The following is a 20,108-nucleotide window of genomic DNA, read 5'->3' on the forward strand; positions in this document are numbered from 1 at the left end:
TTCCGATGAGCGCAAGCATTTCAACCGCCGCTCCGTTCCTGGGCGGAAACGAGCACCCCGCCCATGAGGATCACCATGATGCAGGGTCGACCACGCTGGTCGGCTTCTGGATCTACCTGATGAGCGACTGCGTCCTCTTCTCGGGGCTCTTTGCAACCTACGCCGTTCTGGCGCACCAGTTCGCGGGCGGTCCGACCGGCCGTGAACTGTTCGACCTGAACTTCGTCCTGATCGAAACCATGCTCCTGCTGGTGTCGTCGCTGACCTATGGTCTGGCAACGCTTTCGATGTTCAAGAAGAACCGTGCCGGCCTTCTGTTCTGGCTGGGCATCACCTTCCTGCTGGGCGCAGCCTTCCTCGCGATGGAAGTCTATGAGTTCAATCACCTGATCCATGAAGGTGCAGGTCCGGGCCGCAGCGCCTTCCTGTCCGCCTTCTTCGCGCTGGTGGGAACCCACGGTCTTCACATCACCTCCGGCCTGATCTGGATTCTGGTGCTTTCCGCCCAGCTCCTGCGTGACGGCCTGACCGAAAAGAACCAGACGCGCGTGATGTGCCTCAGCCTCTTCTGGCACTTCCTGGACATCATCTGGATCGGCGTCTTTACCCTTGTCTACCTGCTGGGTGTACTGTGATGAGCTCTGCACACGAAACACATGACCACGCCGCTCACGGCAGCCTGAAGTCCTATCTGATCGGCTTCGTGCTGGCGGTCGTCCTCACCGTCGTTCCCTTCATGCTGGCCATGAACGGCTACTTCACGCCCGCGACCACCGCCGCCATCGTGCTCGGTCTCGCCGTCGTGCAGATCCTGGTGCATCTGGTTTATTTCCTGCACCTCGATCCGAAGTCGGAAGGCGGCTGGAACATTCTGGCGCTCATCTTCACGGTCATCATTCTGGCCATCGTGCTTGCTGGCTCCATCTGGGTCATGCACCACCTCGATACCAATATGATGCCGATGTACATGTCGCCGGAAGACGTGCGCAACCTGCCATAAGCTTCGCCAAGGGCATTCCCTGCACCGCAATACTTGCGGGGAATGCTTCTGCGAACCTCGCGAAACAACTGGCCTGACGGCCCGTGATCGCGGCTTTATCCTCCCTCTCTCCCCCCAAAGCCGCGTGGCGCCCCGGTTCATTCCGGGGCGCCTTTCTTTTGCGCGATCGACAGCCAAGGCCGCATGGTTAAAACTAAAGTAAAATTTATGTAAAATTGTTTATATAGTCGGTAAATCAAAGTCTATGGCTGAATTATCCAAGTGTAGAAAAGTATAATATACGGCATTGATTTACCATTATTGAGTCGGATATTTGCATCCGTGCCAATATTGGCCTAGTATCGATTTTGTTTGATACTTTATTGCGTCTCTGCGTACTCGCAAATCTGGAGTATATGCGATGTCATTATTTAAGAGAGTGCTTAATAAAAATCATGTTATCGGCGCCGCCGTTGCGGCTGTTGTTCTGATCACACCCGCCGTTGCTTTCGCGGCGACGGCCTATGTTTCGGCGGCGGTCAATATACGCTCCGGGCCGGGCGCCAATTATGCCCGGCTGGCGGCGCTTCCCGCGGGTGCCGCCGTCAATGCCGGTTCCTGCCGCAACGGCTGGTGCCAGGTTTATAACGGTAACGGCACCGGCTGGGTTTCGGCGCGTTATATCCGCTTCGGTTCCTATGGAGGCCAGGCCTATGCCGCGCCGTCCACGACGACCGTGGTCGTCGATAATGGCTATTATGACAGCTGGGCGCCGGGCTTCGGCGCTGGCCTCGGTGTCGGCTGGGCCACCGGCGGCTATTGGGGCCCCGGCTATTGGGGACGAGGCTGGCGCGGCGGCCCGAACTACTACAATGGCTGCATCGGCCGTAACTGCCAGTCCTGGCGCGGCAGGCATAATCGCTGGGATCCGCGCTGGGGCGTCGGCCCCGCATGGCGGACCCGGCAGGCTGGCCATTACTGGGGCCCGGGTCCGGTAAGGCCGCGCTTCAACGCCGGCGGCTTCAACAGGCCCGCATTCAATCACGGCTTCGGCGGATTCGGCGGCGGTCATTTCGGCAATGTGCGCCCGATGCATGCTGGGCGCTGATCGCAACCCCTAATCGAATCGGCTCTGTCAGGTCATCCTCCTCCCTCCTCCCGTGACCTGATGGGCGGCCCGCCGACACCCCGCCGGCGGGCCGCGCTTTTTGGGAATTTTCGATAATCACCGGCGAATGCGCGGCGCTGTCCGCTCAACCTGCGCGAGCGGTTGCAGGAGTGTGGTAACGTTAATACTCCGTTGACTGAAATGGTCCATATCTAGCGTTGTCGCTTGGAGTTCTGTTCTCCCCATGGTAATCCCTGAAACGTCCTGGGCTGGGGGTGTGAACGGGACGCTGCCAGGCGACCGCATAGACAGGAACCGGACAGTAACGCGTATGACTTGGAGTAACAGGACGATACAGGGAAAGAGCATCGCCATGCTTTTGCTGGCGGCGCATTTTTCCTCGCTCACGGTGTCGCCTGCGCTGGCATTCGAGCTGTTCGGAATTCGCCTGTGGGGCGAGGACAAGAAGGAAGACCCGGATATCATCGACCCGAAGACCTATACGGTCGAGGTCACGACCACGGGCGACCGCAAGAATGCGGACGGCACTGAAGCCGATCTGAAATCCATCATCGAAGGCGCGTCGGGCCTCGTCGCGGATGCGGAGCGACCCGCTTCGGGTTCCGCCGGACTGCTCGCCAAGGCGCGCGGCGACTATCGCCGCATCCTGGCCGCGCTCTATGGCGAGGGCCGCTATGGCGGCACCATTTCCATCCTTGTCGATGGCCGCGAGGCGAACGAAATTCCGCCCGATGCGGACATTCCAAACGATCCGAAGATCGCGATCACCGTCGATCCCGGCCCGCAATTCCTGTTCGCGCGCACCGCGATCTCCAACATAGCGCCGCCGCCGGTCGACAAGCGCGATCATGTACAATCGCCCGAAGAGGCCGGTTTTGCACCGGGACAGGTAGCGCGTTCGGGCACGGTCATCCGGGCCGAGCGTCTCGCTGTCGAGGCATGGCGCCAGCAGGGCTACGCCAAGGCGCGCGTTACCGATCAGGATATCGTGGCCGATCATGCCGACAATCGGGTTTCCGCCGATATTTCGCTCGATCCGGGCCAGAAGGCGCATTACGGGCCGGTCAGCGTGGTCGGAACGGCGCGCATGGACCCGCAATTCGTCGCATGGATGACGGGGCTGAAAGAAGGCCAGGAATACGATCCCGACGATATCGAGAAAGCCAAAAAGCGTCTCGGCCGCATGGAAGTCTTCCGCGCCATGAGCTTCGAGGAAGCCGAAAAGATCGAGCCGGACGGCAGCCTGCCAATGACGCTCAACGTGCAGGAGCGCAAGCCGCGCCGCTTCGGCTTCGGTGCCGAATATTCGACCATCGACGGCTTCGGCCTCACCGGATACTGGATGCACCGCAACCTGTTCGGGCGCGGCGAGCGCCTGCGCTTCGACGCCAAGGTCAGCGGCATTGGCGGCACGCAGGACAATTCCTTCGACCCGAAGAACTTCACCTATCTTCTGGGGACAACTTTTACCAAACCGGGCGTCTATACGCCGGACACGGATTTCGTCGCATCGCTCGACGCCAAGCGCGAAGTGCTGGACGCCTATACCGAAACCTCGGTCAATGCGAAGACCGGTTTCACGCAGATATTCAGCGACGAACTGTCGGGCGCGCTCTATGCCAAGGCGAGCCATGGCCGCTTCAACGACGATGTGTATGGCGACCGCACCTTCACGACGGCGGGTCTGGAGGGCAATCTCCTCTATGACAGCCGCAACAACAAACCGGACCCGAGTTCGGGCTTCTATCTGGAAGGCAATATCCAGCCTTTCTATGAATTCCAGTATGGCAATTTCGCCACCCGTTTCACCGCCGAAGGCCGCACCTATTACGGTTTCGGCGCGAAGGACCGGGTGATTCTGGCGGGTCGCCTGAAGGTCGGTTCCATTGTCGGCGCATCCGCTGCGGACCTGCCGCCAAGCCAACTCTTCCTGGCAGGCGGCGGCGGCTCGGTGCGCGGTTACGGCTATCGCAATATCGGCGTCAGCGCAGGCAATGGCGAGATCGTCGGTGGGCGTTCGCTCGTCGAGGCCAATGGCGAAGTGCGCGCCCGCATCACCGATTCGATCGGGGCGGTGGCGTTCGTCGATGCCGGCTATGTCGGCGAAAAGTCGTTCCCCGATTTCTCGGAACAGATGCGTGTCGGCGTCGGTGGCGGTCTGCGCTACCTGACCGGCCTTGGGCCGATCCGCCTTGATGTCGCCGTTCCGCTCAACCGCCGCTCGGGCGATCCGAGCTATGGCTTGTACGTAGGTATAGGACAGGCGTTTTGACCAGATTTCTCGCAATCATCGCCTTCGTCGCCTTCGCCGTCACGGCAGTCATCTTCGGCTGGCCGGAACAGCAGAAGCAGTTGCAGGCTCAAGCGCAGGTTCCCGCTCAGGCTCAAGATCAGGCTTCTGGACAGGAACAGGCAGAAGCACCAGCAGAAGAAGAGAAATCCTATTTCCTGTCCTTTGTGGAAAGCCAGCTTTCCGCGCCCAACCGCCGCATCTCCATTTCCGGCATCAGCGGCGTTCTGTCTTCGGAAGCAACCGTCGGCTCGATCACCATTGCCGACCGCGAAGGCGTGTGGCTGCGCATCGAGAATGCCAAGCTGAACTGGAGCCGCACCGCGCTTCTGGTCGGGCGTCTCAGCATCCAGTCGCTCGCCGCCGAACGCATCGACGTCATCCGCAAGCCATTGCCGGACAACAGCCTGCCGTCGCCGGAATCCTCCAGCTTCAGCCTGCCGGAACTGCCGATCTCGATCAATCTCGACCAGCTCGCCATTGCGCGCCTGCATTTCGGGCCCGACATTTTCGGTCTCGAATCGGAAGTGTCGGCCAATGGTCGCCTGTCGCTTGCCGATGGCTCGCTGGATTCCAGTTTCGATATCAAGCGCCTCGACGGTCCGGGCGGCACTTTCGCTCTTCGCGCCGCCTATGCCAATGCCGACCAGAAGGTCGATCTCGACCTGAAAGTCTCGGAACCGGCCAATGGCATCGTCGCCAACCTGCTGAACATCGATGGCCGTCCCCCGGTCGATCTCACCTTGACGGGCGCCGGTCCGCTCGACGGGTTGAAGGTCGATCTGGCGCTCGATACCAATGGCAGCCGCACGCTGACGGGCCAGTTCACGCTCGACCGGCAAGGTCAGGCGCCCGATGGCGGTCGTGTTTTCTCCGCCCGTTTCAACGGTCCGATCGCGGTTCTGGTGCCGCCGGTATTCCGCGATTTCTTCGGTGCTGAAACGGTGCTCTCCGCCGATGGCTTCCTCAAGGATGCAGGCGGTTTCCGTCTCGACGATCTGGCGCTGAACAGCGCGGCCCTGAAACTCAAGGCTTCCGCCGAAACCGGCAATGACCGCTTCCTGAACAAGCTGCACATCGATGCTTCCATTGCCGATGAAGGCAAGGGCCGCGTTCTCCTGCCGGTCAAGGGCGCTGAAACCTATATCGACAATGCGAAATTCCAGGTCGCCTTTGGTGATCGCCCGACCAATGACTGGACGGGAACGCTTGCCATTGCCGGTCTCAGGAACGCCACGATTTCCGCTGAAAGCATCGCGCTCGACATGGGCGGTGTTGCCGAAAACCTGAATGACCCCACCAATCGCCATATCACCTTCAAGGTCAATGGCGGGGTGGACGGCATTTCGGCGGAACGCGCCGAAATCGCCGAGGCGCTCGGCAACCGGATCGCGCTCGCCGTCGACGGCGCATGGCGTGCCGGTTCGCCGGTCGAGCTGGCCCAGGCCAACATCTCCGGCAACGGTCTCAGCCTTGATCTCAAGGGCAATATCGACGACTTCGCCTTCAATGGCGATATCGCCGCCAAGGTGGCAAGCCTTGCGCCTTTCGGCGCTCTGGCTGATCGTGACCTGGCGGGCAGCATCGATGTCAACGCCAGGGGCATCGTCCGCCCGATCAGCGGCGCTTTCCAGCTCGACCTCAACGGCACGGCGCAGAACATGCGCACCGGCACGCAAGCCGTCGACCGCATTCTCGATGGCGCGGTTACGCTGGGCGGCGCTCTTGGCCGCAGCGCGGAAGGTTTTTCGGCGCGCGATTTCCGCATCGGCAACGAGTTGAGCGAAATTACCGCCAACGGCTCCTTTGCCTCCGACAAGGCCAATTTCGATTTCGGCGTCATGCTGTCCGATCTCAAGCTTCTTTCCGATCAGGCGTCGGGCCGGATGACGGTCAAGGGCAGCGCGCGCGGCGACGACAAGCTGATCGCGCTCGCGTTGCGCGCCGATGCGCCGCAAGGCACTCTGGCCGGGCGCAAGCTTTCCGAAGGCGGCCTCGATTTCAACGCCATGCTCGACGGCAACGCCACGACGGGTGCCGCCTTGTCCGGCAAGCTTGCGGGCAGCGCCTTCCTCAACGGCCAGCGCGTCGATCTGGGGACGCTGATCGATATCGTCAATGACGAAAAGCGCCTGACCGATCTCGTCTTCAACGCGGGCGGCGCGCATCTTTCCGGCAATGTGACCCAGAACGCGAAAGGCCTCCTGACCGGCGCGCTGAAGCTCGACGCCCCGGATATTTCCACGGCCGCAGCCCTGGCGCTTGCCGAAGCGACCGGCGCCGCCAATGCCGACATTACGCTTGACGCCAGTGACGGTCGCCAGAATGCATCCGTCACCGCAAACGCCAAGGGCATCAAGGTCAATGGCAACCGCATCACCTCGGCTGATATTGCGCTGACGGCGCGGGACCTGTTCGGTGTGCCGGTGGTCGATGGCAATGCCGCGGCGCGCGACATCATGGTCGGCACCTTCGGCATCGACAGCTTTGACGCCAAGGCCAATGCGACCGGGTCGAAAACCGATTTCACTGCCAATACCAGACTGAAGATCGGCACGGTTGCCAGCGCCGCCGGTTCGCTTGAGCCGAAGGATGGCGGTTTCGAACTGGGGCTCGCCTCGGCCAATGTGAAGCAGGGCACGCTCAGCGCCAATCTGGCCGCGCCCGCCACCATTTCCATGAAGGGCGAGGAAATCTCCTTCGGGGATATCATCATCAATACGGGCGCGGATGCTAGCGCCGGTCAGGTCAAGGTCAACGGCGTCGTCGATGGCCGTCTCGATCTTTCGGTGGCGCTTTCCAATCTTCCGCTGGCGCTCGCCAATACGTTCAAGCCGGAACTGGGGCTTGGCGGCACGGTCAACGGCACGGCCCGCATCACCGGCACCAAGGAAGCGCCAAATGTCGCCTTCGACATGGCGGCGCGCGGCGTGACGGCAGCCGAACTCAAAAAGCAGGGCATCGCCGCTCTCAATGCCGACGCCAAGGGCACCTCCGCCAATAACCGGCTCAATGTCGATGCGCATGTCACCGGAGGCGGCGGCATCGATGTGCGCGCCACTGGCGGCGTGCCGCTTGGAAAAGGCGATCTCGCTCTCGACGTCAATCTCGCCAATCTTCCGCTGACGGCGCTGAACGGTGCGGTCAAGGGACAGGATCTCGCGGGCAATGTCACCGGCACGGCGCGGGTCACCGGCCCGCTCACCAACCCTGCGGCGACCTTCAACCTGCGCGGCACCGGCCTTGCGGCCCGGCCGCTGCGCGAAAACGGACTTGCGCCCCTCACCTTGCAGGCTGCGGGCAGCTATGCGGCCATGGCCATCGACTTTTCGTCGGTCACCGTCGACGGTCCGCGCGGCCTCAACGTCACCGCCAGCGGCAAGGTGCCGTTCTCGGGGCAGGGGCTTGGCGTCAATGTCAATGGCAGCGTTCCGCTGGCGCTCGCCAACCGCTTCCTCGCAGATCGCGGCGCACAGGCAAACGGCACGCTAACGCTGACGGCCAGCGTTTCGGGCGGCTTCAACCGTCCGCAATTGCGCGGTATGTTCTCCACCAATGGCGCGACGTTCATCGATCCCGATACCAATGTCCGCCTCAACAATATCAATGTCATGGGCAGCATGGATGGCGAAACCATCACGCTGCGCCAGGTCAATGCCGCGCTTGGCAGCGGCGGATCGGTTTCCGCAAGCGGCACGATCTCGACCAACGCCGAAGCAAACTTCCCGGCCAATATCGAGATCAAGCTCGATCGCGCCCGCTATGCCGACGGCAAGCTGGTCGTGGCGACCGTCAATGGCGGGATTACGATCAATGGGCCGCTGATGCGCGATCCGCTGATTTCAGGCCGCATCGACGTCGACCGGGCTGAAATCTCCGTGCCGGAAAATCTCGGCGGCGGCGCGGCCTATGTCCCGGTCCGCCACAAGAACACGCCGAAGAATGTTCAGGTGACGCTCGACCGCGCCCGGGTTGAAACACGCCGCAGCCGGGTGCCGACCCCGACAGCACGCCCGACCGTGCCGCGCCTCGACGTTCTCATCAATGCGCCGAACCAGATTTTCGTGCGCGGTCGCGGTCTCGATACGGAACTGGGCGGACGCCTTCGCCTGACCGGGCCGGTGACCGATATCAAGCCGGTCGGCTCTTTCGACATGATCCGCGGGCGCATCGGCATTCTCGGCCAGCGCATCACCTTCGACGAAGGCCATGTCACGCTGGTGGGCGATCTCAATCCGCAGCTCAACTTCGTGGCCCGCTCGGAAGGCAATGAAATCACGGCAATCGTGACGGTGACGGGTACGGTCGACAATCTCGACATCAAGTTCTCATCCACGCCGGAACTGCCGCAGGACGAAGTGCTGGCGCAGCTGATCTTCAAGCGCTCCATCGGCGAATTGTCGGCGTTCCAGATCGCACAGCTTGCCGCTGCCGCAGCCGAACTTGCAGGCGGTTCCAACAACTCGCTGATGAACAAGCTGCGCGCCGGGACAGGTCTCGACGATCTCGACGTGGTGACGGATGAGAAGGGCCAGACGGCGGTTCGCGCCGGACGTTATATCCGCGACAACATCTATCTCGGCGTCGAAGCAGGCTCGGGCGGCTCGACCAAGGGCACGATCAATCTCGACATCACCCGCAACCTCAAGGCCAAGGGCGCACTGGGTGCGGAAGGCGATTCCAGCGGCGGCATCTTCTACGAAAAAGATTATTGATCGCCGCACACAATGGTTTCATGGGCCGGGTTTTGCGACCCGGCTTTTTGCCATCCGGACACAACTCGAAATAGCGAAAAGGCGCGAAAGCCATAATTTCGCCATCAAAAAACCATTTCCAACACACCTTCGCCGTATTTGCCTTGATATTTAAATCGATTGAATAGCGGTGATCGCTGCAATTTAAGCTTTAAACTGCAATTTTCAGACACGTTTGCGCGAGTTGTTTAACCGTTCTTCAACCATAAGAACGCAAATTGCTGTTCAGTATGGCGGTCGCGTTGCGGCTGTTTTTCAACCGTCGTTTCATCCCTTGTTTCAGGGTCAGTTGCATGTCGAAGTCGCGTGATGATCTAAGCCGCCGCCATTTCCTTTTCGGCACCGGAGCCATCCTCCTCACCGGTGCTGCCGGCTGTTCGCAGACGATGGATATGTCGGCCTTCCAGATGAATGTCGACCCGATGTCGACGGGCGGGATCACGCCGATGCGCCCGCAGATCAGCGTCGACAGGGCCATCACCACGCCGGACGTCATGTATGCGTCGGTGAAGGAAGGGCCCTACGATCTCCCGGCCATTCCTTATGACAAGGTGCCGAAGCAGTTCCGCCGCCAGATCGTGCCGGACCCGACCGGGCAGGCGCCGGGCACCATTGTTGTCAGCCTCAAGGACCACTATCTCTACTACGTCCTGCCGGGCGGCGAGGCGCTGCGCTATGGCGTCGGCATCGGCAAGGCCGGTTTCGAGTGGCAGGGCACCGCCAATGTCCAGTACAAGAAGCAATGGCCGCGCTGGACGCCGCCGCCGGAAATGATCCAGCGCAAGCCGGAACTGGAAAAGTACCGCAATGGACAGGAACCCGGCCCGCAAAACCCGCTCGGCGCCCGCGCGCTCTATATCTATCAGAACGGCCGCGACACCGGCTATCGCATCCACGGCTCGCCGGAATGGTGGTCGATCGGCCAGTCCATGTCCTCGGGCTGTATCCGCCTGATGAATCAGGACATCATCGATCTCTATAATCGCGTGCAGGGCAAGGCGCCGATCATCGTCGGCTAGAGTGGCTCCTGTTCCAACGCATCGAAGCGGGATAAGAGATCAGTCCAGTGAACTGATTTCCCCGCATAGACGTTTCACACTTTTACTGGAAATGCTCCAGGGCCGGACGTCGCTGGAGTGAAACCGACCGTTTCGGGTCAAACAAAAAGGCCGCGCCATCTCAGGCGCGGCCTTTTTCATTTCAGTTTGAAAAGCTTATTCGAAGCGCACCGACTTCGGCATGGCTTCGCCAAGCCTGACGAAATGGCGCAGTTCGGCGCGCAGGTTTTCCGCCGAAGCCATATGGATATGGCTCTGCGGCGCGACCTGGTTCTGCACGACCTGGGTGGATACGCCGGGCATGACAAACGCTCCTGCGGTCAGGACGAGGGCGGCGGCAATGCCGAGGCGTCGTTCGGTTCTGGCCTGCATTTCTATCTCCTTGCGCCGATGGACGGCGGCTTAAAATATCGAATCACGTTCATTCGCAGACGCTGGGACTTTTCAGTCGGGAGCCCGTCAGGGGCCGTTCAGTGAAAAGTCGCGCGCGGCGTAAAATTCAAGGCGCTGTCGATGGCATGGATCGGTATTGGCAACAAAGTCTGGCCGAAATCAGCCAGCGTGTCGGCAAAATTGCGCGCAGCCCCTGCCACATCGTCGCAGCGGCGATGACAGGCAATGGCTTCAAGGCAGGTATCGAGCAACAGCGCGTCCTGGTTCTGGATGCCGGAAATCAGCCCCAGCGTCAGGCATTCCTCGCGGCAGACATGGTGCGAATCGAAGGGGAAGGCCCGCAACGGACAGCTGGCGCAATGACGCAGAACGCGGATGAAATGCGACAGCTCGCCCACCGCGCGCCTGGCCTCGCTCGCCCCAAGCACTTCCGAATAGAGGCCCCAGGTCATTTCCCACGGGATGATCGAGCCCGTCTCGAAACCCGCGGTCCAGCGGCGATAGCCTTCCAGCACCAGCTTTTCCGGCAGGCGGTCGAAATAGCCTGTGGTGTTGGCGCCGTTCAGTTGGGATATGCGCATATTCATGTCCGCCTCCCGAAGAAGGAGCGGAACGAACACGAGGCTGCGGCTGCGGAGCCATGCCCGCCCGTCCGGAAACGTTCCGTTTCCCCTCGCACATTGCAATATCCGGTCGGCAGGAGACGAAGCTGCCAGGGCAGGCCGTCGACATTTGCGGACCGGCATTCGCCGAGACCAATCATAGGGTCCTCCAATCGAAAGGGTTCAAGGCCCAGACATCAAAGGTTGTGAATTTGCACCATCCATAAAAGCCCGAAATTCCATCTGGAGTCAATTACTCAAGTTTAAAATCTTGTTGGATTTCAATTGTTTGGAATTATTCTAGACTCTAATAGTCATGTTTACAGCATTCAGGAAGGAACGCAACCGCTGCGGGGGTTCAGCGGTTGCGGCAAACGGGCGCATAATGCGCGAGGGAGAGACGACGCGGATCATCCGCCCCTTTGCTCACCACAGTCGCATGCTCCGGGACGCCGGGCTGCGAAGAGCAATCGGTCTGCGCATCCTGCTCGCGTCGCTTCCTCCGCCGCATGATCCTTTGCGAAAAGCCTGCGGCCTTTCGGGATCATGTCCGGAAATACGCTCCGCGCGGTACGCGAAAATCACTCTTCCGCCACGGCCTGACGATTATGCGACCGCAGTGCCGGGGGCATCCCGAACCTTGAAACGGTTTCGGGATGCGCATCAGAGCTTTTCGACCTGTATGGATCAGCCCAGCGCTCTGACTTCTTCAAGCATGATCTTGATCGATCCTCGTTTCACTCCGGCCGGATTGCGCTCTGGAGACGCGCCGGCCGGGTTTCACTCGGGTCGAACCATGCTCTAGTGACCCGAATGGTCTTCGTCCTTCTGGCCGCTTTTCGCGGTGACGGGGAAATCGATCGTCACCTTGCCGGCCTTTTCGAATTCCAGCGTGACGGAAACGGTCTCGCCTTCCTTGTAGGGCTTCTCCGGCTGGATGAACATGAGGTGGTAACCGCCGGATTTCAGCTCGACCTTCCCGCCTGCCGGAATCTCCAGGCCGCCTTCAAGCTGGCGCATCTTCATCACGTCGTTCTGCATCGACATTTCGTGGATTTCGACGCGCTTGACGTCTTTGGTGGTCACCGAAACCAGCTTGTCGGCCTCCTTGCCGTCATTGGCGATGGTGAGAAAACCGCCAGCAACCTTGGCGCCGGGAACCATGGCCCGCACCGAAGGAGCCGTGATTTCCAGTTCGCCGAGCCTGGTCGGGGCCGCCGCCTGCATGGAGGCATGGTCCATCTTGCTCATTTGACCATGATCGCCGTGACCGCCGCCATGTTCGCCGTGTCCGTCATCGGCACCGGCGACCTTCACCAGAAGCTGCGGCGCGGGATGTTCGAGATCGTGCGGGTTTTGGCCGTCCTTGGGAATTTCCGTCCAGGCAACCGACGCGGCGCTTCCGCAAAGCTGCGTCACGGGGAAGGAGAGGGTGGTGTCCTTGTCGAACTTGGCAAGCTGGCCGACGACGGTGAATTCGTCATAGAAATCGCCCGGCAGGCTGCCATCGGTGAAACGCACTTCGCGAACGCCGGAGGTCACGTCCTTGCCGTGCACCTTGTAGCTCCGGGCATAGTCGCCCTTGGCGGTCTCGATCTTCCAGCCGGCCTTGGCCTGCGGCTGGGCGGAAACGAAGCCCTCGGGAAGCTCGATCTTCACTTCGGTCGTAGCCATGCCGTCGCAGCCATGCGGCACGCGGAAGGTCGCCTTGTAGAAGCTGCCCGCCTTGGCTTCGCCCTGGTCGAGCGAGGAATGGGCCTGTGCCAGACCTGCGGAAGCGCACAGCGCGGCAAGCGAGATTGCGGAGGCGAAAAGACGATGGTTCTTCATTGTTTCAAACCTGAATAATCATTGGTAGGCACGCCGAACCAGGGTTCGGGCGCGTTCAATTCCGAATGCGGGGGCATTCGTTCAAAAGATCATATTCAGGCGAGAGGCGGCGCTTGCGGCGGTGCCGATGGCGGGTAGGTGCTGTGCCGCAGGATGGGCTGCGGCGGCACGATGCCGTCGGCCATGGCGATGTGCGGGGCGGCGCCGGTGGAACCGGCTGGCGCGGGGCACAGGAAGGCGGAGGAAATCCGGCAGGCTTCGCAACCATTGTTGCTGAAGTGCTTGTCATGGCCCTTCTGGTCCGGATCGGAGCCATGATCGCCGATGCAGAGCACCGGATAGCTGCCATCCGGCAACTGGTATTGGGCCAGCAGGTAGCTGTCGGGCGCATTGAGGTCGACGGGCTTGTGCGCAAAGGCGACGAACATCAGGGCGAATACGCTGAGGATGCGTATCGCCAGAGACATCCGATATTGGCCGATGCTCATCTTCAACTCAAAGCTTCTCCATGCAAGCCGAGATTACGTATCCCATGCAGGCCGTCTTTGCCAAGCATCAAACAGAAACGGCGCGAATTGGTCGCGCCGTTTCTGCCTTGCAGCGGTCGGGGGGGAGGATAGGCCGGGCGTCAGGGGCGGATGCGCCCGGTTCGCGCTTCCGCCCTTTTTCAGGCTTTTGCCGGAAATGCTCTAGATCGCCCGCTTCTTCATCTGTTCGGCAATGTAATCCGCCTGACGGATTGCGAGCGCCACGATGGTCAGGGTCGGATTTTCCGCCCCGCCGGTGGTGAACTGGCTGCCGTCGGAAACGAACAGGTTCTTGATGTCATGCGTCTGACCGTGCTTGTTCACCACGCCATCCTGCGGCTTTTCGCTCATCCGGTTGGTGCCCAGATTATGCGTTGACGGATAGGGCGGCGTCGGGAAGGTGCGGATCGCGCCGACGGCCTCGTAAAGCGCCTTGCCCTGCGCATAGGCATGGTTGCGCATGGCAATGTCGTTCGGATGGTCGTCATAATAGACATCGGGAACCGGCAGGCCGTGTTCGTCCTTCACATCCTTGCTGAGCGTGATGCGGTTTTTCTCCTGCGGCATGTCTTCGCCGACGATCCACAGGCCCGCCATGTTGACATAATCGTCAAGCGCCGAGGTGAAGCCGCGTCCCCAGCCGCCCGGATTGAGGAAGGCCGCCATGAAGGGCAGGCCGAGCGAGATGGTTTCCATCTCATAGCCGCCGACGAAACCGCGTTTCGGATTATGCGCAGCCTCGTCGCGGATGATGCCCGCCATGGTCGTGCCGCGATACATGTGCACCGGCTTTTCGAATGAGGCATAGACCGAGCCGGTGGTATGCCGCATATAGTTGCGCCCCACCTGTCCCGAGGAATTGGCAAGGCCGTCCGGGAATTTCGATGAGGCCGAGTTCAGCAGGAGGCGGGGGCTTTCGATCGAATTGCCGGCCACGCAGACGACGCGCGCTTTCTGGAAATGCTGCTTGCCGTCCTTGTCGGCATAGAGCACGCCCGTCACTTTGCCTGCCGCATTGTGCTCGATCTTGAGCGCCGTGCATTCCGGGCGAACTTCCAGCCTGCCGGTTTCCTCGCCCTTCGGGATTTCCGTATAGAGCGTCGACCATTTCGCGCCCCATTTGCAGCCCTGGAAGCAGAAGCCGGTCTGCTGGCAGCCCATGCGGTCGTCGCGCGGCGCGGAGTTGATCGCCATGCGGCCCGTATGGCATTCCTTGTAGCCGAGCTTGTCGGCGCCCGCCTTCAAAACCTTGAAATTATTGTTGCCCGGCAGGCCCTCGATCCCGTTGGTGCGGGTGACGCCCATCTTGTCCTCTGCCTTGACGTAATAGGGCTCCAGTTCGGCGAGCGTTATCGGCCAGTCGAGCAGGTTCGCCCCTTCGACCTTGCCGTAATGGGTAAGCGTCTGGAACTCGTAATCCTGAAAGCGCAGCGATGCGCCCGCCCAGTGCGTGGTGGTGCCGCCGACGGCCTTCACGATCCATGCGGGCAGGTTCGGGAAATCGTGCGACACGCGCCAGCTGCCCGATGTGGTGCGCTTGTCGAGCCAGGCGAGCTGGTCGAAACTGTCCCATTCGTCATTGATGAAGTCTTCGAATTCGTGGCGTTTTCCCGCTTCCAGAATGACGACGTCGATGCCTTTCTGGGCCAGTTCGTTACCGAGCGTGCCGCCGCCTGCGCCCGAGCCGATGATGACGACGACCTTGTCGTTCTTGAGATCATATGGAGCAGCCATTGTTTCCTCCCAATGCTCTCCCGTTTCCGCAGGCAAGGCGCTTGCAGGACGGGGATGCCGCTTTGAAATTGGTGTGTTCCGGCGCCGGAGCGCTTACAGCCATTCGATATCGTCGAAGCCGCGCTGGATATAGCCGCCCTTGGAATAGGCCTCGCCCTCGTAGCCGAAGAGCGGCCAGATTTCCTTCTGGTTGTAGAGGCCGGTCACAAGCCCGCTGCGCACCTTCTGGAAGAAAGGGCTTTTCTCGATATCGCGCAGGATCGCGACGCGCTCTTCCTCCCAGCCCACACCGAGATAGCCTCCGGCTCCGGCCCGCTTGTCCAGATCGGCGACACCGTCCTCGATCAGCTTCTTCAGCGTCTCGTCCTTGGCGGAATCCGCGTCATAGGGCTTGACGGCGATGGCGTAGAAACGGTCAGGCAGCTTGTCGTGCGGGTAGATGTCGCGTGCGAGCTGGATCAGGGTCGCCATGGTCTCGGGCTTGAGCGTGGCGGTCTCGAGCGCCCATGCGAATTGCGGGCAGATAACGGCGTTGCCGCTGACGACCAGCATGGCCCCGAGGCTGAGGCCCGCGCCGCGCTTGAGAATGTCGCGGCGCGACAGGGTCCTTTTCTCCCGGGTGGAAAGACCGTCGAAAACGGTTGTCATTCGGTTCTCCTCCATTGCTTGCCCGTCCGGGATGGGCGGGCTGGCTGTGCGTTCCCGGAGATTTCCACCACCGGGAGCGCTGGCATTCGCATCCTTCAGGGCCGCTCCTCCCGGCCGTGAGGGACGATGGGCGGGCCTACTGGTAACGGCCCCCGCGTTGCAGAACTTCGATCTTGTAGCCGTCCGGGTCTTCCGCGAAGAAGAAGTGGGCAAGCTGCACGCCATTGTTCTTGAAATCGACGAGCTTGCCGACCTTGAAGCCAAGTTCGCTGAAGCGGGCATGTTCGGCATCGACATCATCGACCACGACGGCGAGATGGCCGTAGCCGTCGCCCAGGTTGTAAGGCTCGGTGCGGCCCTTGTTGACCGTCAGTTCGACTTCGAAATCGGCTTCGGCATTGCGCAGATAGATCAGCGTGAAGGTTTCGAAATCGATGCGCTCGGCAATATCGAGGCCAAAAGCCTGTTTGTAGAAGGAAACGGATTTTTCCTCGTCGAGAACACGGATCATCGAATGAATGGCTTTGGCCACATGCTACTCCTGTTTCTTTCGCCGCTTCGTCAAATGCGGCTTGCGATTGTCTTGCTGGTTGTCGATTATGGAAGAAAAAACCACGGCGTGGTGGCAATCGGCTACCACAGCCAGTTTCGTGCTCTTAATGAATGGAGGAACCCATGTGCAAGGTTTTCGCCGAGCAGGACCCGGAAGGCTACCGGCAGATCAACCGCTCCGTGCGCATAGGCGGCCATTCCACCAGCATTCAGCTGGAGGCCACCTTCTGGCGCCTGCTGGACGAGATCGCGGCCAGCCAGAACCTGACCACGCCCCGCTTCATATCGACGCTTTACGATGAAGCGCTGGAGGCCAATGGCGCGATCCCCAACTTCGCCTCCATGCTGCGCACGACCTGCGCGCTTTATCTCATGGGCCACCGCCCCGAGGCTGCCGTTTGTGAGGAAGCGGCCTGAATGAATATTGGCCTCTTGGTGAAATGGGAATAGGGGAGTAGGGGAGTATGGGAACAGGCAATAAGGCAATATGTTCTCAAACATACTCCCTTACTCCCCTATTCCCTTACTGCCTTCGTTAAAGGAATCGAAATGGCAAGCGTAACACGCGAACAGGTTCAGGAGCGGCTGCGGGCCGTGACGGGACCGGATTTCGAAAGCGATGTCGTGTCGCTCGGTCTGGTGTCGGATATCTTTATTGCCGACGGCAAGGTCTTCTTCTCCATCACGGTTCCTGCCGAGCGCGCCGACGCGCTGGAACCGATGCGGCTTGCCGCCGAGAAGGCGGTGAAGGAAATTCCGGGCGTCACCGGCGCGCTGGTCACGCTCACCGCCGAAAAGAAGGGCGGACGCACCAGCGACGACGCACCGCCGCCGCCAAAACCCCAAGCTAGACCAGCAGCCGCCCCGGCGCAGCACCGCCATCCCGCGCCGCCGCAGCGCGCGGCGACGAAGCCGGGCATTCCAGGCGTCGGCGCGATCATCGCGGTTGCATCGGGCAAGGGCGGCGTCGGCAAATCCACCACGGCGGTCAATCTGGCGCTCGGCCTTGCCGCCAACGGGCTGAAGGTCGGCATTCTCGACGCCGATATTTACGGGCCGTCCATGCCGCGCCTGCTCGGCCTTTCCGGTCGCCCGGAAACGGTCGAGGGCCGCATTCTGAAGCCGATGGAAAATTACGGCATCAAGGTCATGTCCATGGGCTTCATGGTCGATGAGGAAACGCCGATGATCTGGCGCGGGCCCATGGTCATGTCGGCGCTGACGCAGATGCTGCGCGAAGTGGCCTGGGGCGAGCTCGATGTGCTGGTGGTCGACATGCCGCCCGGCACCGGCGACGCGCAGCTCACCATGGCGCAGCAGGTGCCGCTTGCGGGTGCCGTGGTCGTTTCGACACCGCAGGACCTGGCGCTGATCGATGCGCGCAAGGGCTTGAACATGTTCCGCAAGGTGGATGTCCCGCTTCTCGGCATCGTGGAGAACATGAGCTACTTCATCGCGCCCGACACCGGCGCGCGCTACGATATTTTCGGCAATGGCGGCGCACGCAGGGAGGCCGAACGCCTCGACGTGCCGTTCCTCGGCGAAGTGCCGCTGCATATGGACGTGCGGGCCTATTCGGACGCCGGAACCCCGATCACGGTCAAGGAGCCGGAGAGCGAACACGCGAAAATCTATCGCGATATCGCGGCCAAGGTCTGGGACAACATGAAGGGCGGCAAGGGGGCTGGAAAGCCAGCGCCGGCGATTGTGTTCGATTAAGGGGTTAAGGCAGTAGGGCAGTAAGGCAGTATGTTAAGGGAATAGGGGAGTAAGGGAGTAGGGGAATATGTTTGGTTGCGGACGACCGCAACGCACATATCCTTCTCTGCCCTACTGCCCTACTGCCCTACTGCCCTACTGCCCTACTGCCCTACTGCCCTACTGCCCTACTGCCCTACTGCCCTACTGCCCTACTGCCCTAATCATGTAACCACCGACGGCTCCGCCCGTCCGCTGCGCTTCTTCACTTCCGCGATCTGTTCTGCCGCTTCGATGTAGGGAGCCAGCGTTTCCTGCGTGTCGAGATTGTGCCGGGCGGTATCGGCCTCATAGCGCTCGACATAGATGCGGATGGTGGCGCCCGACGTGCCGGTGCCGGACAGGCGCAGCACCACGCGGCCACCCTCCGGGAAATAGATGCGGATGCCCTGATGTTCGCTGATCGAGCCATCGACCGGATCGCGATAGGCGAAGTCGTCGGCCTTCTCGATCGTGAGGCCGTTGACCGTCGTGCCGGGCAGGGAGGCAAGCTTGCCGCGCAGGTCGGCCACCAACTGTCTGGCGATGTCGGAATCGACCGCTTCATAGTCGTGGCGGGTGTAATAATTGCGTCCGAAACGCGCCCAGTGTTCCTCGACGATTTCCTTCACGCTCTGCTTGCGCACCGCCAGAATATTGAGCCACAGCAGCACCGCCCACAGGCCATCCTTCTCGCGCACATGGTCGGAGCCGGTGCCGGAGCTTTCCTCGCCGCAAATCGTCACCTTGCCGTTGTCGAGCAGATTGCCGAAGAACTTCCAGCCGGTCGGCGTTTCAAACATGCCGAGCCCGAGCTTTTCCGCCACGCGGTCGGCGGCGGCGCTGGTCGGCATGGACCGCGCAATGCCCTTGATGCCGTCCTTGTAGCCGGGCGCCAGATGCGCATTGGCGGCAAGCATGGCAAGCGAATCGGACGGGGTGACGAAGATGCCGCGCCCGATAATGAGATTGCGGTCGCCGTCGCCATCGGAAGCCGCGCCGAAATCCGGCGCGTGATCGGACATCAGAAGATCGTAGAGATCTTTTGCGTAGACGAGGTTCGGGTCCGGATGATGGCCGCCGAAATCCGGCAGCGGCACGAAATTGACGACGCTGCCCTTTGGTGCGCCAAGGCGCTTCTCGAAGATTTCCGTGGCGTAGGGGCCGGTCACCGCGTGCATTGCGTCGAACTTCATGCGGAATCCGCCCTTGATCATGGCGCGGATGGCGTCGAAGTCGAACAGGCTCTCCATCAGTTCGGCATAATCGGCAACGGGATCGAAGATGACGACCTCGGTGTCGCCGATCCGTGTGGTGCCGATCGTGTCGATATCGACATCGGCCACATCGGCTATCCTGTACTGGTCGATCACCTTGGAGCGGGCGAAGATCGCCTCGGTGATCTTTTCCGGCGCCGGTCCGCCATTGCCGATATTGTACTTGATGCCGAAATCTTCATTCGGCCCGCCGGGATTGTGGCTGGCCGAAAGCACCATGCCGCCGAAAGCCTTGTATTTGCGGATCATGTTGGAGGCGGCAGGCGTCGAAAGAATGCCGCCCTGACCCACCATGATGCGGCCAAAACCGTTGGCGGCGGCAATCTTGATCAGCTTCTGGATCACTTCGCGATTGTAATAGCGACCGTCGCCGCCGACCACGAGCGTCTTGCCGGCAAAACCTTCCAGCACATCGAAGACCGACTGGATGAAGTTTTCAGCGTAGTTCTGCTGCTGGAACACCGGAACCTTCTTGCGCAGGCCCGAAGTGCCCGGCTGCTGGTCCTGGTAGGGGGTGGTCGCGATTGTCGTTACGGTCATGTTTTTCCCGGTTGATTCAATCAGTTGGTACGATACACCTTGTCGGCATTTGCGGTCA

16 protein-coding genes are annotated in these 20,108 nt (G+C 61.0%); 8 read left to right on the forward strand and 8 right to left on the reverse strand.

All coding sequences use genetic code 11. The annotated features are described in order from the left end of the window. Positions 1-5 precede the first annotated feature (5 nt). The 6 genes from cyoC to OINT_RS00275 all read left to right on the forward strand — a co-directional run bounded on the left by cyoC (position 6) and on the right by OINT_RS00275 (position 10,171). Complete coding sequence (gene cyoC, locus OINT_RS00245) at positions 6-635, forward strand: cytochrome o ubiquinol oxidase subunit III (RefSeq protein ID WP_006465767.1); 630 nt, start codon at positions 6-8, stop codon at positions 633-635. After that, on the forward strand, positions 635-1,000 hold the full coding sequence (gene cyoD / locus OINT_RS00250) for a cytochrome o ubiquinol oxidase subunit IV (protein ID WP_006471211.1): 366 nt from the start codon (positions 635-637) through the stop codon (positions 998-1,000). Before cyoC ends, cyoD begins: the two co-directional genes overlap by 1 nt. A gap of 400 nt (positions 1,001-1,400) precedes the next feature. Further along, positions 1,401-2,087 carry an SH3 domain-containing protein gene (locus OINT_RS00255; protein ID WP_006471210.1) on the forward strand — a complete coding sequence of 229 codons (687 nt, stop codon included), beginning with the start codon at positions 1,401-1,403 and terminating at the stop codon, positions 2,085-2,087. Between the two features lie 331 nt (positions 2,088-2,418). After that, positions 2,419-4,380: an autotransporter assembly complex protein TamA gene (locus OINT_RS00265; RefSeq protein WP_425393938.1), complete on the forward strand. Its 1,962-nt coding sequence runs from the start codon at positions 2,419-2,421 to the stop codon at positions 4,378-4,380. After that, entirely contained in the window at positions 4,377-9,113 is a 4,737-nt protein-coding gene (locus tag OINT_RS00270; protein WP_006465770.1) for a translocation/assembly module TamB domain-containing protein, read from the forward strand. The genes OINT_RS00265 and OINT_RS00270 overlap by 4 nt, the downstream gene beginning before the upstream one ends. 332 nt (positions 9,114-9,445) lie before the next feature. Continuing rightward, complete coding sequence (locus OINT_RS00275; RefSeq protein WP_006471206.1) at positions 9,446-10,171, forward strand: L,D-transpeptidase; 726 nt, start codon at positions 9,446-9,448, stop codon at positions 10,169-10,171. Positions 10,172-10,366: 195 nt separating this feature from the next. Here OINT_RS00275 and OINT_RS00280 read toward each other — a convergent pair whose 3' ends face one another. The 7 genes from OINT_RS00280 to OINT_RS00315 all read right to left on the reverse strand — a co-directional run bounded on the left by OINT_RS00280 (position 10,367) and on the right by OINT_RS00315 (position 16,476). Further along, positions 10,367-10,582, reverse strand: coding sequence for a hypothetical protein (locus OINT_RS00280; protein WP_006465772.1), 216 nt, complete (start codon positions 10,580-10,582; stop codon positions 10,367-10,369). A gap of 98 nt (positions 10,583-10,680) precedes the next feature. Continuing rightward, positions 10,681-11,190 (reverse strand): hypothetical protein, encoded by a 510-nt coding sequence (locus tag OINT_RS00285; protein ID WP_172491091.1) that lies wholly within the window; start codon positions 11,188-11,190, stop codon positions 10,681-10,683. A gap of 816 nt (positions 11,191-12,006) precedes the next feature. Beyond that, on the reverse strand, positions 12,007-13,035 hold the full coding sequence (locus OINT_RS00295; RefSeq protein WP_006465774.1) for a DUF1775 domain-containing protein: 1,029 nt from the start codon (positions 13,033-13,035) through the stop codon (positions 12,007-12,009). A 95-nt stretch (positions 13,036-13,130) separates the two neighbouring features. Beyond that, positions 13,131-13,529, reverse strand: a complete 399-nt coding sequence (locus OINT_RS00300; protein WP_006465775.1) for a hypothetical protein — start codon at positions 13,527-13,529, stop codon at positions 13,131-13,133. Between the two features lie 195 nt (positions 13,530-13,724). After that, positions 13,725-15,296 (reverse strand): GMC family oxidoreductase, encoded by a 1,572-nt coding sequence (locus OINT_RS00305; protein ID WP_006471204.1) that lies wholly within the window; start codon positions 15,294-15,296, stop codon positions 13,725-13,727. A 93-nt stretch (positions 15,297-15,389) separates the two neighbouring features. Then, on the reverse strand, positions 15,390-15,944 hold the full coding sequence (locus OINT_RS00310; RefSeq protein ID WP_006471203.1) for a hypothetical protein: 555 nt from the start codon (positions 15,942-15,944) through the stop codon (positions 15,390-15,392). A gap of 136 nt (positions 15,945-16,080) precedes the next feature. Further along, the gene (locus OINT_RS00315) at positions 16,081-16,476 is read right to left on the reverse strand and encodes a VOC family protein (protein ID WP_006465778.1); all 396 of its coding nucleotides are present in this window, start codon (positions 16,474-16,476) and stop codon (positions 16,081-16,083) included. Positions 16,477-16,619: 143 nt separating this feature from the next. On the opposite strand from OINT_RS00315, the gene OINT_RS00320 reads away from it, so the two are divergent. Continuing rightward, on the forward strand, positions 16,620-16,913 hold the full coding sequence (locus tag OINT_RS00320; protein ID WP_006471202.1) for a ribbon-helix-helix domain-containing protein: 294 nt from the start codon (positions 16,620-16,622) through the stop codon (positions 16,911-16,913). A gap of 132 nt (positions 16,914-17,045) precedes the next feature. After that, on the forward strand, positions 17,046-18,215 hold the full coding sequence (gene apbC / locus OINT_RS00325) for an iron-sulfur cluster carrier protein ApbC (RefSeq protein WP_006465780.1): 1,170 nt from the start codon (positions 17,046-17,048) through the stop codon (positions 18,213-18,215). Between the two features lie 203 nt (positions 18,216-18,418). On the opposite strand, the gene OINT_RS00330 is transcribed toward apbC, so the two are convergent. Further along, a complete protein-coding gene (locus OINT_RS00330) occupies positions 18,419-20,050 on the reverse strand; it encodes an alpha-D-glucose phosphate-specific phosphoglucomutase (protein WP_006472958.1) in 1,632 nt (543 codons plus the stop codon). Between the last annotated feature and the right edge of the window lie 58 nt (positions 20,051-20,108).

Origin of the sequence: Brucella intermedia LMG 3301, assembly GCF_000182645.1 — a bacterium.
GTDB classification, from domain to species: domain Bacteria; phylum Pseudomonadota; class Alphaproteobacteria; order Rhizobiales; family Rhizobiaceae; genus Brucella; species Brucella intermedia.